Source organism: Vibrio phycocola (genome assembly GCF_053850235.1).
Map to the genome: position 1 here is coordinate 570,796 of NZ_JBSQDJ010000001.1, position 13,468 is coordinate 584,263.

Annotated in this window: 13 protein-coding genes; 3 read left to right on the forward strand and 10 right to left on the reverse strand. The window is 40.8% G+C overall.

Annotation, left to right across the window (positions count from 1 at the left end):
• Positions 1–74: 74 nt before the first annotated feature.
• The 8 genes from ACWU4D_RS02635 to ACWU4D_RS02670 all read right to left on the reverse strand — a co-directional run bounded on the left by ACWU4D_RS02635 (position 75) and on the right by ACWU4D_RS02670 (position 9,598).
• The gene (locus ACWU4D_RS02635) at positions 75–1,046 is read right to left on the reverse strand and encodes a hypothetical protein (RefSeq protein WP_456049820.1); all 972 of its coding nucleotides are present in this window, start codon (positions 1,044–1,046) and stop codon (positions 75–77) included.
• Between the two features lie 204 nt (positions 1,047–1,250).
• Entirely contained in the window at positions 1,251–2,387 is a 1,137-nt protein-coding gene (locus tag ACWU4D_RS02640) for a glycerate kinase (protein ID WP_456049821.1), read from the reverse strand.
• 7 nt (positions 2,388–2,394) lie between these two features.
• The gene (locus ACWU4D_RS02645) at positions 2,395–3,408 is read right to left on the reverse strand and encodes a LacI family DNA-binding transcriptional regulator (protein WP_456049822.1); all 1,014 of its coding nucleotides are present in this window, start codon (positions 3,406–3,408) and stop codon (positions 2,395–2,397) included.
• Positions 3,409–3,461: 53 nt separating this feature from the next.
• Positions 3,462–4,559: an ABC transporter ATP-binding protein gene (locus tag ACWU4D_RS02650; protein ID WP_456049823.1), complete on the reverse strand. Its 1,098-nt coding sequence runs from the start codon at positions 4,557–4,559 to the stop codon at positions 3,462–3,464.
• A 2-nt stretch (positions 4,560–4,561) separates the two neighbouring features.
• Positions 4,562–5,524 carry a carbohydrate ABC transporter permease gene (locus ACWU4D_RS02655; RefSeq protein ID WP_456049824.1) on the reverse strand — a complete coding sequence of 321 codons (963 nt, stop codon included), beginning with the start codon at positions 5,522–5,524 and terminating at the stop codon, positions 4,562–4,564.
• Between the two features lie 6 nt (positions 5,525–5,530).
• Entirely contained in the window at positions 5,531–6,394 is an 864-nt protein-coding gene (locus ACWU4D_RS02660) for a carbohydrate ABC transporter permease (protein ID WP_456049825.1), read from the reverse strand.
• Positions 6,395–6,458: 64 nt separating this feature from the next.
• Entirely contained in the window at positions 6,459–7,814 is a 1,356-nt protein-coding gene (locus tag ACWU4D_RS02665; RefSeq protein ID WP_456049826.1) for an ABC transporter substrate-binding protein, read from the reverse strand.
• 80 nt (positions 7,815–7,894) lie between these two features.
• Positions 7,895–9,598: an alpha-amylase family glycosyl hydrolase gene (locus tag ACWU4D_RS02670; protein WP_456049827.1), complete on the reverse strand. Its 1,704-nt coding sequence runs from the start codon at positions 9,596–9,598 to the stop codon at positions 7,895–7,897.
• Positions 9,599–10,109: 511 nt separating this feature from the next.
• Between ACWU4D_RS02670 and ACWU4D_RS02675 the strand changes: the two genes are divergently transcribed.
• Together ACWU4D_RS02675 and ACWU4D_RS02680 are read left to right on the forward strand one after the other, a co-directional pair.
• Positions 10,110–11,012 (forward strand): GGDEF domain-containing protein, encoded by a 903-nt coding sequence (locus ACWU4D_RS02675; protein WP_456049828.1) that lies wholly within the window; start codon positions 10,110–10,112, stop codon positions 11,010–11,012.
• 289 nt (positions 11,013–11,301) lie between these two features.
• Positions 11,302–11,805 (forward strand): hypothetical protein, encoded by a 504-nt coding sequence (locus tag ACWU4D_RS02680; protein WP_456049829.1) that lies wholly within the window; start codon positions 11,302–11,304, stop codon positions 11,803–11,805.
• Between the two features lie 81 nt (positions 11,806–11,886).
• On the opposite strand, the gene ACWU4D_RS02685 is transcribed toward ACWU4D_RS02680, so the two are convergent.
• Positions 11,887–12,135: a DUF3297 family protein gene (locus ACWU4D_RS02685; RefSeq protein ID WP_456049830.1), complete on the reverse strand. Its 249-nt coding sequence runs from the start codon at positions 12,133–12,135 to the stop codon at positions 11,887–11,889.
• Positions 12,136–12,371: 236 nt separating this feature from the next.
• On the opposite strand from ACWU4D_RS02685, the gene ACWU4D_RS02690 reads away from it, so the two are divergent.
• Complete coding sequence (locus tag ACWU4D_RS02690; RefSeq protein WP_456049831.1) at positions 12,372–12,599, forward strand: hypothetical protein; 228 nt, start codon at positions 12,372–12,374, stop codon at positions 12,597–12,599.
• Positions 12,600–12,889: 290 nt separating this feature from the next.
• Here the strand turns inward: ACWU4D_RS02690 and ACWU4D_RS02695 are convergent, their stop codons facing one another.
• The gene (locus tag ACWU4D_RS02695) at positions 12,890–13,381 is read right to left on the reverse strand and encodes an outer membrane beta-barrel protein (protein ID WP_456049832.1); all 492 of its coding nucleotides are present in this window, start codon (positions 13,379–13,381) and stop codon (positions 12,890–12,892) included.
• Between the last annotated feature and the right edge of the window lie 87 nt (positions 13,382–13,468).

Here is a 13,468-nt window from a genome sequence, read left to right on the forward strand (position 1 = left end):
ATGTGGAGAATCGCTTATCCAGTTGGCATTGTCTCAAATAAAAGATCGATTATATGCATGGACATCTTTTCGGATTACTCAACTTTGTAACGTAGCAATACCTCGTTATCCAATACAACGTTGGAAGACCAAATAAAGGTCGCCTTCGCACCAGTGAACTTTTCCCTAAAATTCATGTAGCCATTTTTATTCCTAACGCCAATTACATTTTCGGTATACGTGGTTGCATTGGGCCAAGCTGAATCATCAAAGGTGTCACTTTTCCAGTTTTTTGGCACTTCCCAGTGAACGGCAAAGGCATTCTCACCTTCGCCGTCGCCATTCGTAGAGCATGTCGCTGAATTTCTCGTTTGGTTCGTCTCTGATAAACAGCTCAAGTCATAAATTGGCGCAGTATAGAAGGTTTGTGCTCGCCAATCGGAACTTGTAACAGTTCCATCGCTAAAGCTAGCTATAAAGCCACCGTCGCCGGGATGATAGTTGCTTCCACGACCTCTTTCGGTCCCGACGCCTATATGCTCTTCCCAATCGATCACTTTTACAGCGATGGTATAAGGCGTATTTACTCGAAACTTTACAATACTTGAGTTAAACGGCGTAAAGGGAACCGAATCAACCCCAATCAATTGGCCATTTATGTACAATTCAAAGTAGTTATCTGCAAAGATATATCCAGTGATGACTTCTCCATCACTATCCACTTCTACAACCGGCACACTATTTGTGTCGACATCATTTAGACTTGAAGGTGTAATTCCATTGCAAACGTTATAGAGGTCAGTTGCATATAGACCACTTGCAAATTCATTGTCCGCAGGAAGATTCCAGATTTTTCCCGAGGTATCGGTTATTTCTCCAAGCGGTGATACTCTTGCTCGACCTCTATCACATTCGAATAGATTTTCGACAAGCATTTGCCCTAGGCCATGAGTGACGGAACCTGAACCTGTGTAGTTCCCAATAGATGGTAAATCTTGGGCGTAAAGAATAAAACTTGCTAAGTAAGTACTCGCTAAAACCGTTCGAGTTATAAATGACGTATTCATATCTTTTCCAATAGTTATGCGACTAAAAACGACAATGCTGCATTTTATACGCGAAAGTCAAATTCGCGAGTTAAAAAATCTTAAAGTTGAGCTCTACTGTTTCGTATCTTCGATAAAGAAGCTTATTGAATTTTGAGGGATATTTTGAGGCTAAAGTATCTAAAAATATAATGGCTACCGAGTTAGTAATGTCCCCTAATACTTCTATATATTCACTTTAATCGCTGCGGCAATATTGCTCGCAGTCGTTTTAAGATTGTACTGAGCTTCCTCTAATACAGCTTCCAAACTTTGCGGCGCGCGAACCGTTCCAAATACTGCAGAAAAATAACAATCTAACCCAGTAAGATCACTACCAAGCGAACCCGCAATCCCGATGGTGGGAATATTGAGCTGTTTAGCGAGCCGAGCAACGCCAAATGGTGCTTTCCCAAGCAGTGTTTGATGGTCCATCTGACCTTCACCTGTGATCACTAGATCGGCGTTGTTGAGATGATGATCAAGTTGAACCGCCTCAAGTACAATATCGATACCTGGTTTAAGAATCGGGTCTCGAATCAGAGATATCGCTAATGGCGTACCTCCAGCTGCGCCAAACCCAGGTGTTTCGCTGTGATTGTGCCCTGTTAAGTGCGTTACACAATCACTAAAATTTTTCAATGCAGTGTCGAGACGCATTATCTGGCTGTTCGTCGCCCCTTTTTGTGGGCCAAACACCGCGCTGGCTCCATTTTCACCGCACAAAGGATTAGATACATCACAAGCAACAAACCATTCTACATAAGTAGCTCTGGGATGAAGGTTACTAATATCGATTGAATCTAAGGTTAATAGAGCAGCCCCACCTCGAGAGATTTCACGACCACGACTATCCAGTAACTTAATACCAAGTGCTTGAGCAATACCTGCTCCGCCGTCATTGGTTGCGCTGCCCCCTAAACAAAGAATAATGCGATCTACTTGGGCGTCGAGTGCGGCTTTTATTAACTGGCCTGTACCATAGGTAGAGGCAACGGCAATGTTACGTTCATTCACTTGGTTAAGGGCTATTCCGGATGCTTCGGCAAGTTCGATCACAGCGGTTGATTGAGAACCATCATAAAAATGTCCCCAACGGGCGTTAATGGTTTGTCTCAGTGGACCTTCCACATTAACGTTGAAGATCTGCCCTTTTTTAGCTTCGATTAATGTTGTTAATGTCCCTTCACCGCCATCGGCCACTGGAACAGCAATGTATTCGGCATCAGGGAAATGGATTTCAAATCCTGCTTTAATCGTCTCAGCGACTTGCTGTGCCGATAATGATTCCTTAAAGGAGTCAGGGGCAATAACAATCTTCATGTTAGTCCTATGAAATTTTAACGTTTGAATCGGATTGACGAGCAATAATACTCGCTTCATACCAATTACAGACTTGAAATCGTTTATGCTCGAGTTTGTTGAACATCAACTTCGCCATTTGTTCTCCAATAGCGTGGGTATCATAACTTAAGGTTGTGATCGACGGCTTACTGTATCGGCTATGTTCATAGTCTCCATATCCGGCAATGGCGATATCCGAGCCAGGTTGATAGCCGAGCTCTTCGCATGCCGCTATCGTTCCTAATGCCATGGTATCATCAGCACACAATATTGATGTCGGGCGTTGCGCAAGGGATAAGACTTCTTTTGCCATATTAGTTGCCGCATGCTCGTTAAGTTCACCATTAAGCAGTAAGCGATGGTCTACATCAATCCCGGCTTCTTCGATGGCTCGCAAATAACCGCATTTACGAGCTTTAGATAACGTCAGTTCTTTGGGGGCATCGAGAAATGCAATTCTACGATGCCCCAATTCGATTTGGCGTTTAGTAATATCATAAAACGCCTTAGCATTATCTACGTCGACAAAACTGTCACTGGGAAAACCGTCATCATGCCCAAGGCAAACATAAGGGAAGCCTCGCTGGGTGAGCATAGCAATGCGAGAGTCATTGATACGAGTTCGAACAATAAACATCCCGTCAATCAACCCACTATCGATGAAGTCGGTATAGACTTGAGATTCATCTTGCCAGTGCGATAGTGTTGTCACTATCAGTTGATATTCATGTTTAGCAAGCAGTTCAGATGCACCTGCGAGGACTTTTGAAAACGCAGGAGAAACAAAAAGCCGTGAGTTCGCGGGTAATATAATCCCAACATTACGCGACTTACCCGATGCCAGTCGCTTAGCTGTTGGGTTGGGACGATAACCAATATCTTGCGCGGCAGCCAGAACCCGTTTTCGTGTGTCAGGGTTTACATCACTGTAACCATTGAGCGCTCTTGATACAGTGGATTTAGACAAACCCAAATATTCAGCTAATTTCTTGATTGACATAGAAGTACACTATTTCCCCTGCAACGTTTAAGAACCACTTAACTTGGCTACGACTATATACGCAGTTCACTCTGTTGATCAAATAACAGCACTCTTGAGAGGTCGACAAGTAGATCTAGACTATCACCACGAGCTATTTCTGAACGAAGGTCGAGTCTAGCTTTGATAGTATCATCACCTAACGAAAACAAGATTTCTTTATCGAACCCCATTGGCTCAATTAAATCGACGCGAATGTTATTAAAATTAAACGTAGAGTCATCTTGAGAAAAATAACGCTTGTCGTTAAAAAAGTCTGGTCGTATACCAACTTTTACTGCTCTTCCCTCATCGCCAATTGACTCAGAAAATTGAACGCTGGTGAGTTTATCTCTAGGAATTTGATAGCCACCAATTGCTAGGTATTCATTAAATAGAGTACCTTCAATAATATTCATTGATGGTGAACCAATAAATTGAGCAACGAATATACTCACAGGATTCAAGTAAATATCCATTGGTGCTCCAGCTTGAGCGATGTAGCCATCGTGAAGTACGACCACTTTATCCGCTAACGTCATCGCTTCAACCTGATCGTGGGTGACATATACGCTTGTTCGACCAAATTTATTATGAATCTTACCTATCTCCGTTCGCATATGCCCACGAAGCTTTGCATCAAGATTAGACAGAGGTTCATCGAATAGAAATACATCGGCTTCCCGGATAATTGCTCGCCCCATAGCAACACGTTGACGTTGTCCACCGGATAAATCAGCAGGCTTGCGGTCTAACAACTCTTCGAGTTGAAGCATCTCAGATACTTCTTTTAAACGGCGTTGAATCTCAGCGTTATCGACTTTTAGACGACGTAGTGCGAAAACGATATTTTCTCTAACCGACTTATGAGGATAAAGGGCATAATTTTGGAATACCATTGCGATATTTCGATGTTGAGGTTCGATATCATTAACGACTCTATCGCCAATAACAATATCTCCTGACGTCGCTTGCTCTAAACCTGCGATCATTCGTAATGTGGTCGATTTTCCGCAACCAGATGGGCCAACAAGAACAACAAACTCACCATCCTCAATGTCTAAGCTGATTTCTTTTACGACTTTTGTGTCACCGTAGTTTTTAACAATGTTTTTTAGTTGAATAGAAGCCATGATTAACCCTTAACGCCACCGTCAGTTTTTCCGCCCTTCATAAAGCGAGAAGCAAATAAGAAACACACCACAATTGGAGCAAGTGTCAGCATCGATGCTGCCATAATGCGATCCCAAATGGCATTTTTTGACACGAATAGCTCTTGTAAAGCTAATGGAAGTGTATGGAACTCCGGGTATTGTTTAAGAAATACCGAGGCAAATAGATATTCATTCCACCCGATAATAAAGCAGTAAATAAATACGGTTGCTAACATTGGTAGTGATAGCGGTAAAACAACTTTGATGATCGCTTCTTTTCGAGAGCAACCATCCATAATTGCTGCTTCTTCTAGGGCAAATGGAATCCCCCTAAAGTAGTTCCCAAGCATGTACATTCCGACAGGTAATGTCTGAACGATGTAAATAAGAAACAAGCAAAATGCGCTTCCCCACATTGTTGAAGCTAGTCCAATGTTCATTGCCATTTGATACAGAGGAACCATAAGTAATACCCCGCCAACCATATAAACAAAAAGCACTGAGCGCTGAATGACAACCTGCCCTTTGAAGCGAAGTCGACTGATTGAGTACGCCCCCATCACCGCTAAAAGTAACGAAATGGTGGCAGCGCTCGCTGAGAAAATCACACTGTTCAACATATATTTCCCAAATGGAAATAGATTATCGTTTGACGTGTATTTAGCGGCAATCGCCTCTTTTTTTGCTTGAGGTAATTTTGGATTCGCGAGAATTTTTTGGATCGCCGCAGGTATTTCAACTTCTTGTGGTTCAGTTAATCCTAATAGCTCTTCATATGCCTCGAAATTGATTTTCTGAGGAATCAAAGATGGGTTACCCCAATCAAATTGGTGTTTAAGCGAAGTAGAAAGAATTTGAGCAAATGGCAATAAGCTAAAACTAACCAGTAGCGCCACTGCAATGAAAAAACCAATACGTCCCTTTAATGTTCGTTTGCCTAGCATAATTAATTACCACTTCATGATTTTTTTAATGTAGAACCAAATAAATACACACAATACGCCAAGTTGAATTACTGACGTTGCCGCCGCCAACCCTTGGTCAATGACGCCGGTGAACGCTTGGTAATAGGTAAATATTGGGAGTGTTTGAACATTGGGCGCAAGAAGAAATACATCTTCAAAACGATTTAAGTTCCAGATCAATCTTAATAAGATTACGGTTGCCAGAACAAAATGAAGTTCAGGTAAGGTAACATGAAAAAAGCGCCCTATCGGGCCATATCCATCTATAGATGCCGCTTCATATTGATCTCGGGAAATGGACACTAGCTTCGACAAAATTAACATATAGGCAATGGGGGCGTGTTTCCAAATATCGAAAATGATCACCACCCACAATGCTGAATCTGGTTGGCCAATAAGATTCGTTCGTTCACTCCAAAGGCTAAACACATCAACCATCAAATAGTTAACGACCCCCGAAATTGGATCGAAAAGAAATTGCCAGCCAAAAACAACCGAAATCACTGGAGCAACATACGGTAGCATGATTGCGGCATTAACCAATCCACGTCCTGTGAATGGCTCTTTTAGCAATAATGCCATCGCCAACCCCAGCAAAGTGGTCCCCACAACAGTACCGAAGAGGTAAAGACTCGTGGTGCCGACTGCAGAATAGTAGTCAGCATTCGACAGTAATTTGTAATAGTTATCCATCCCAACGAACGTTTTATCACCATTGAGTTGAACGTCGAAAAAACTGAGATAGATGTTGTAAAGCAATGGATATAGGATAAGTAAACTAAGTACAACAATAGTCGGTGCAACCAACTTCCAACCGAATCTAGCTTCTGCTCTTTCTAAAGGAGTCATATTATTTCCTTGTGAGAAGCAGAGGTTAATCATCACACAACCTCTGCTCTCGACTTACCATGAGTTATTCAGCTATGACGAGTTTCATTTGCTCTTCAGCCCAAGATAATGCTTCCTGGGTCCCTTTATTCTCGATGGTTGTACTGTAAATCATCCGCGGAATGATTTGCTTAGCAAAAATCTCACCTGATTTAGGGAACGCCTTACCATCTACGACAGAAAAGTTCTTAATATTCTCAAATCCGGCGACAATTTCTTTAATCGATTCTTTACCATATTGAGCAAAGATACCCTTGGGATCCTCTAAGAATTCGTCAGTTTCTGCGACATCTCTAAGCATGGGTAAATGACCACCGACTGCCATATGTGAATAGGCAACCACTTGGTCTTTCTCGTTCATATACTCAACAAATGACTTTGTCGCCTCAACTTCGGCTTTATCCTCGTTTTTCATGATCGAAAACCCAACTAACGTTCCAAACGAAGATGGCGAGGTTTTTGTAATCGTTGTGGCTAAGCGAGTATTTTTAGCTAAGTCGGGATCAAAAGCAGCGCCTTTTAGATCGGCAAAATTTTCTGTTCCTAGAGAACTTGCAGCAGCTTCAGCCAAGGCGATGTCATCAAGGATATACGACGAATAAAAGAACATCGCCAATTTACCTTGAAGGTAATAGTCGCGAGCGCGCCAAGTTTGCGGCCCTGGTGGGTTGTATTGGGCTAATTTGGTATAAAAATCTAACGTTTCGGATTGCGCTTTAGAATTAAAGATTAACTCACCTTCGTTGTTAAACAGACCGGCATCATTTGAGAGCGCAAATTGGGTATAACATTGTTCTGCATAGTTATCCGCTTTTGTTCCAACAAGAATACCGTATTGATTCTCTTTAGGTTTATAAAAATGCTTTGCTGCTTTCTCTATTGCATCCCACGTTGTTGGAGGCTCAAGTCCCGCTTCTTCAAACCAATCAGCACGATACCAAATTCCCTGCACCCAGCCGCTGTATGGTACAGAGACGTATTCGTTAATTTTTGGTTCACTAACCAGAGTTAATGCGCCTTTGTAAAAACGATCCGCTCCTAATGCATTAACGACATCAGTATTAGCCTTAGTATCCACAATGCCCTCTTCGGCAAATGCCAATGATAAGTTCGAGTCAACTTCGATCAAGTTAGGTAGCGTATTGGATGCGGCCGCAGCAGCAATTTGTTTCGGCATGTCGTTTTCGTCGACACCAATGATTTTCACATCGATACCAGGATTTAACGCTTCAAATACATCGGCCATAATCTCAATGGTTTGTAACCGGTCTGATTGAGTTTGGGTCGTCCAGTATTCCACCGTTGTTGCGTTTGCTAGGCTTGGTAGCGCAAATCCTGCGGTAGCCAATCCAATAGTGAGGGATTTGAGTTTCAGTTTCATTTTTATATCCTTATTGATAGGACTGCTTATTTTGTAGGGTGGCTTAATAGAGCAAAGCCGTATGTTACGTTTTACGTTATTTATGATTTATTGACCAACCACATGACTTGGTATGGCTCTAAAGACACTTTCCTCTGTACAGACCTATTAGTAATCAGATCTTTTCGCACATCGGGTAAGGCTTCATTAGTATCGAATAATACCGACTGGTCACTAATGTTGATTGCAACTAAGATTTCTTCATTTCGTACAAAAGTTATGAGACGAGAATCAACCTTTTCTACGCGCTGAGATGCAGACGGGGAAAATGCAGGTTGACCACGTCTTAGCGTCAACAATAATTTGAAACGGCTTAACACTTGATGACGTTGGGTTGAGCTATCATCAAGTTCTGTTTGTAATGTTGAAAGGTTTAATTTTTCACGGTTAATCGCGCGGTTGTAGCCTAAAATATCGAGACCTTTCAGATCATTAGTCGAACCAAGCAAGCTATGTATATAAATACCCGGCACTCCTGCCATAGAAATTAGTAACGATTGAGCTGCGATAAAACGATCTAAATTAGTCGTTTCATCAGCGTTGTTATTCCGCATTGCATCATAGAAGTTGATGTTTAGTTCATATGGGCTTTGTGAGCCATCACCGTTATTTTTATACGAAACACGCCCACCGTTTTCTTGTACAACCTCCACTAAGTGATTAACTTCACTAGGTGCAAGTATTCCTTCGACAGGTCGAACTCCTATTCCATCATGAGACGCTAGAAAATTAAAAAAGGCAGTTTTTTCCGAGCATGGTTCTAGATTTTGCATCCAGCTTGTTATTTTGTCGCTATTACCAGTCTGAAGTGTATGCAAGGTTAATGGTGGCAATGGAAATTGATACACGAGATGCGCTTCATTTTGTCCATTGCCAAAATAACTAATGTTGTCTTTATGCGGTACGTTGGTTTCAGTAATCAATTTAACATGAGGGGCAACGGCGTCCATAATCGCTCGCATCGCTTGTACAATCGCGTGAGTCTGTGGCAGATGGATACAAGGCGTGTCGAGCTCCTTCCACATGAACCCAATAGCATCAAGACGTATATACGATGCACCCTGCTCAACATAGAAAAGAAGCAATTCAACGATTTTCTCAAACACTTTAGGACAACGATAATTTAGGTCTATCTGATCATCGCTGAATGTTGTCCAGATGTTTTTTTTGCCATGTGTGGTTTCAAATGGAGTTGAAAGCGGCAGTGCGCGTGGACGAGTAACCGAACTATAATCACGGTCCAAATTCATTTCGGTAAAGAAGTCACGGTAAGCCATGTCACCATTTAAATACCCTTGAAACCAATCGCTAGATTTCGAAATATGATTGATTACCGCGTCGAACATTAATCCATAATGATTTGAAAGTTCGGAAATATGTGACCAATCACCAAGATCAGGGTTAATTTTCCAATAGTCAACGACAGAAAAACCGTCATCAGATGTATAAGGGAAACAAGGTAAAAGGTGAACAGCCGAAATAATACCTTTCACATTGTGGTTGAGAAACGTGTTTAATGTATGCAGAGGTGGATTTCCGCTTTCATTTATCGAATCGCCATAAGTTATGAGGATTACGTCACTTTGGTCAACCCACTGCTTCGGGTCATCGATTCCATTGAACCTGCTCATTATTCCTTCTAAGCTTGGGATCAATGAGCTCAGTTGTTGGGGTGAATAAACCCCCGCTAATATTTGTTGCAGGTGCTTCGTCACTAACGATGTGTAATTTTCTTCCAATACCATAAATAAATCCGCGTAAATAATGTAACTGTCAACCAAAACCGGTTTTGACTCTATTTATAAAAAAATGAGTCACTTGAACTCACATCATTTATAATTGATTGAAATCATATTATATGGTCGATATTAAATTGTTATTGATCAAAGTCTCGTTTTCATATTAATCAAAACCGGTTTTGGTTATGTGTGATTGATATCTCATTTAACACGTTTATAGCGTCGGCTAAGAATGTAAACTTTTTAGTCCGACAAAATTATGTTCTCCAAATAAACCATTATTATGAGTCGTTATATGCATTTCGAAGTGCGGATTTCAAACACGCTAATTGGTATAGTTTCTCGACTTTGATAACGGTGAAATAAACCCCGTAATTCATACGTGATAATGCTTGTTGACGATTGAAACCTAAGGAGCATATATGGTTAAATGGCGATTATTAATAAAAGTCATTTTATCGACAATTTGTTAGTTATTTGCTCCCTAGAGATAAGCTAAAGACATGAGTTCACGGGTATGATTAGGCTACAAATAGAAGCTAAGAATTTAAAATTAGGCGAAGTTGGTTTTCGACGTTGGTTACTTGTCGGAATATTAATTCTTAGCATCTTAATCACCAGTTTTAGCTTGCAGCAGCTTCCCCCTATCGATCGCATTAAAGCATTGAACTTTAGCTTTATCTTTGAATTTATGGGATTATTTGCGCTGTTTATTATCTTCTTTACTGTTCAAGTAAGTTCTATCTTAAGTTTTCGTGGACATGCATTACTGAGTTTTGGGCTTTATCTGTGGATACTAGCGACGGTTGTGGATATCGGTGACGAATTCTACTTCCAACCCTTATCTCTCTCACTATGGGGAGAAGATGTATTACGGACAATCGGGATGCTAATCAGCACTGCTGGGATCGCGCGCGCAATTCGAACGGTTTCTATCAGTTATAACCAAGCCAAAAACTTAGCTATGTTTGATGAGTTAACACAGCTCCCAAATCGCCGCTACTTCGCTCAAGTCCTCAATAACCATGAAGCTGAAAAACTCTCCATCTTACTCGTCGATATCGATCATTTTAAATTGATAAATGATACATATGGCCATCAAGAAGGAGATAATGTTTTAAGGGCTTTCGGTCAATCCCTTGCTGAAATGATGTCTAGCAACATTATCGTGAGTCGTATTGGGGGCGAAGAGTTCGCGATTATCATTAACAATGATGACAAAAATCAAGTTATGACTCTTGCCAATGCGGTCATGGAAAACATTAAGACGCTCGATATCCAACATGGCAATGGAATTACCGTCAGTATTGGTATCGCTATTAAAAAAAGCAATGAGCCGAGCCGAGACGCGATAAAAAGAGCCGATGATGCTCTTTATCACGCGAAGCAAAATGGTAGAAACCGAGTTGAATGGATATAATTTCTTAACCAGGCTTCTTTGATCTGGATACGTCATATCTACGGTTAGAGCAAAACCAGCGCGCAGAAAACAAAAAGCCAGTTAATCTCCTGAAATTCATACGATTATAAATCTACTCCCTAAAATGCAATCAACGTAAGCTCCAATATGGGCCCAAATGCCTAGATTCAACGGGTTTTCGTGAGCTGCTCCCATGTAATAGACTATTATTTCAATGAAATTAGGTGTTTAGTTTTATTTCGACTACAGTTAACTTATGCGTCAACAACAGTATGAGATTCGAATTACTATGCAAAATCCAATAATCATTGATATAGAGGCATCCGGGTTTGGTTCAAACAGCTACCCTATAGAGATTGGACTAATTTTAGAAGACAAAACCAAGTATTGTACTTTAGTTAGACCTGAGTCGAGTTGGAACTACTGGGACGATTCTGCCGAAGATGTTCACCAATTAACTAGAAAAAAATTGTTCTCCCACGGAAGAACTCCAGCGGTTGTTGCTCAACAACTCAATACACTACTGAAAGGTAAAACTATTTACTCTGATGGGTGGGTTGTTGATCATCCATGGTTAATCAAGTTATTTGAGGTCGCCGGAATCGAAATGGAATTTAAACTGTCATCCATTGAATTGATTCTTAAAGAACAACAGGTATATCTGTGGGACGAAACTAAAGTAGAAGTTATCCAAGATTTGGATATTCGCCGCCATCGTGCTTCTAATGATGCGCACGTTGTTCAAGAAACCTTTTTAAGGACGTACGATCAAATATCTACAATGTCCGCATAAATCATTAGCCGTTATTTGGTTGTTAACGGCTATTTGTCTTGTTGTTACTATCTCACTAATTCTCAATTACTAGCAAAATGCCTAGATATAGAATGCTTCTACCGTACCTTTTAGCGTTATTAATATAGGCTGTCCACGACGATCCAACGCTTTAGGTGATGGAATCTTTACCCAACCTTCACTAATACAATATTCCTCTACGTCATTACGCTGTTTTCCATTCAAACGAATACCGATTTGGTGTTCAAAGCACTCTTCAACAAAATGTGGGCTGCGAGGGTTACCAGAAAGGTGATCGGGTAGTTCAGGTTTTGAATTTGTGTCAGTCATAGTTTTGATCTGCTTAATGTTAAAAGTGAGTCATTGTAGTCAATGTTGTAGCTTGGCTCAAGCACTCAACCCTATTTCCATTTTCTAATTTCAATCGATATTTTAATTTCTGGTTCGAAAATTGCTTATTGTATATAGAGAAAGATAAGCGGAGAGTCATTGCCGTTTATAATACTGAACTTATTGGCCTTTATTACCATACATAAGTGATTGACTAAGAGGGAGAGATCACAGCCATGCTAAATGAATTGTTGAGTTCTATGCGACATTACGCTTTAGAGCGTACTAATGATGTAAAGCGAGGAGCTTGCTCGGCCAAATTTGCAGCGTCACTGTTTCAATGCTATTCAGACAGCATGATAAATGCGCTCAGTCTAATTGGTAAAGAAACAGATATTCAAGCGATGAAAGCAGAAGCAAAAGCGTTATATAAATCCATCTACAAAGACAGCAATTTTGCATAAGTAACGGAGTAAAACAGATATCCCTTTGTTACTGATCAACTTTTAACTCCTATTTAAGTCGTGCTCTACAAGGATGTAAGCTCGCACCTTTCAAACAACTATTCGTTCAAGTATTAAAATCTTAATCAAATCGAAATCGAGTCAAAAGTTCTTGAGAGTTTCGCGCTGCCGCAACAAAGATGAGCAACAGTTTTGCCGCTAACGCAATTAAATAGCTTTGATGGAAATAAAAAAAAGGCTAACCCGAGGTTAGCCATTTGACGCTATAAATCGACGCCAATTGTTGTTGCTTACAGGAAGTGGAACGTACCATTTAACGTGAAGTTCGTCAGTTCTTCATCATCAACGATATAGGTTTGAAGGCTTGCACCAAATGAAATAGGACCTAGGAGAAAGTATTCAGCACCAACGCCATACATAATATCAATCCCTTCATCAGCTGACTCATTTGACCCTACTGTGGTTGTCTGATCCCAACGGTGTAGGCCACCTTTCGCATAAATATGCAACGGGCCAAAATCGATGCTGGGTTTTATTGCGGCATAACCTGAAGTAATTTCAGTCGTTACACCCGAAGCAGTATCCATTTCACCTGAACGAACAATACCGGCTTCAATGCCAATAAAAGGAAGAATCCCAGTACCTGCGTGTACCGTGAATGAAGTGCCGTCGCCATCACCTAAACTCGATTGACCGACAGAAGCTCCAGCATAAACTAAAGAATCTGCGTAAGAGAATGATGAAATGCTAATAAGTGCTGCTGCAATAAGTGCTTTTTTCATAATAAACCTTCTATATCTGGTTTAACTAAGGTGGCAAACTGATGCCGACCTTGTGTCAAAAAATAGTGCTTTATTCGTAATTAATTT

Coding starts and splice junctions, on each gene's coding strand:
- ACWU4D_RS02650 (WP_456049823.1), bottom strand. CDS start 4,559: ATGGCTTCTATTCAACTAAAAAACATTGTTAAAAACTACGGTGACACA.
- ACWU4D_RS02670 (WP_456049827.1), bottom strand. CDS start 9,598: ATGGTATTGGAAGAAAATTACACATCGTTAGTGACGAAGCACCTGCAA.
- ACWU4D_RS02690 (WP_456049831.1), top strand. CDS start 12,372: ATGCTAAATGAATTGTTGAGTTCTATGCGACATTACGCTTTAGAGCGT.
- ACWU4D_RS02675 (WP_456049828.1), top strand. CDS start 10,110: ATGATTAGGCTACAAATAGAAGCTAAGAATTTAAAATTAGGCGAAGTT.
- ACWU4D_RS02660 (WP_456049825.1), bottom strand. CDS start 6,394: ATGACTCCTTTAGAAAGAGCAGAAGCTAGATTCGGTTGGAAGTTGGTT.
- ACWU4D_RS02645 (WP_456049822.1), bottom strand. CDS start 3,408: ATGTCAATCAAGAAATTAGCTGAATATTTGGGTTTGTCTAAATCCACT.
- ACWU4D_RS02665 (WP_456049826.1), bottom strand. CDS start 7,814: ATGAAACTGAAACTCAAATCCCTCACTATTGGATTGGCTACCGCAGGA.
- ACWU4D_RS02655 (WP_456049824.1), bottom strand. CDS start 5,524: ATGCTAGGCAAACGAACATTAAAGGGACGTATTGGTTTTTTCATTGCA.
- ACWU4D_RS02685 (WP_456049830.1), bottom strand. CDS start 12,135: ATGACTGACACAAATTCAAAACCTGAACTACCCGATCACCTTTCTGGT.
- ACWU4D_RS02635 (WP_456049820.1), bottom strand. CDS start 1,046: ATGAATACGTCATTTATAACTCGAACGGTTTTAGCGAGTACTTACTTA.
- ACWU4D_RS02695 (WP_456049832.1), bottom strand. CDS start 13,381: ATGAAAAAAGCACTTATTGCAGCAGCACTTATTAGCATTTCATCATTC.
- ACWU4D_RS02680 (WP_456049829.1), top strand. CDS start 11,302: ATGCAAAATCCAATAATCATTGATATAGAGGCATCCGGGTTTGGTTCA.
- ACWU4D_RS02640 (WP_456049821.1), bottom strand. CDS start 2,387: ATGAAGATTGTTATTGCCCCTGACTCCTTTAAGGAATCATTATCGGCA.